At 48.3% G+C, this 634-nt stretch carries 1 protein-coding gene; it reads right to left on the bottom strand.

What is annotated here, in order from left to right; translation table 11 throughout:
• The coding region (locus R7Z49_RS25860; RefSeq protein ID WP_318112525.1) for an iron chelate uptake ABC transporter family permease subunit at positions 1-618 on the bottom strand (618 nt) is incomplete at its 3' end.
• Between the last annotated feature and the right edge of the window lie 16 nt (positions 619-634).

Below are 634 nucleotides of genomic sequence, written 5' to 3'. Positions count from 1 at the left end.
CCAAACTAGAACAGGGAACATGACTAATGTTACCGAGTGCTGATACCAACTCGCGCCACCAATGCTCCCCATAAGCCAGTACATTAGCTGGCGTAGGCTTAAATCGTCACTGAAGTAAAAAGCCCATGTCACGATGGCACTGGATAAAATACCCAACGCGACACCGACTAACAGTAAACGCGCTGTCGTGAGATGCATCGCCCGAGCAATACCAACCAATATCAGCGTGAACAACATCGAGCCAGCTATCGCCGCCAACATAAAGATCATAGGCGTTGGCAGCACAGGCAATGCAAACATCACCAAAACCATCGCCAAACTTGCACCACCAGAAATGCCAAGCACGCCCGGCTCTGCCAGCACATTCCCCAACAAAACTTGTAGTGTGGCACCAGATACGGCCAATGCAGCTCCTATCATTGCTGCTGCGACCAATCTTGGCAGACGCAAATCCAGTAATAGCTTTTGCTCAAATACAGAGAGGGATTGAAAAGGAGAAAGGAAAACCTCCCCGACCATCAAGTGAATAGTAGAGAGTAAAACGAGTACGACTGACATAATCACGAGATTACGCTGCCAGCGTCGCTCCTTGTTCAAGATAAGTTGTTGAAAATCCATAGTGGCCGATAAAAAC

Source organism: Vibrio sp. 1562, from assembly GCF_033340155.1.
Classification (GTDB): domain Bacteria; phylum Pseudomonadota; class Gammaproteobacteria; order Enterobacterales; family Vibrionaceae; genus Vibrio; species Vibrio alginolyticus.
The sequence above is the reverse complement of the archived record's forward strand: the minus strand, read 5'-3'. Positions and strand labels throughout refer to the sequence as shown.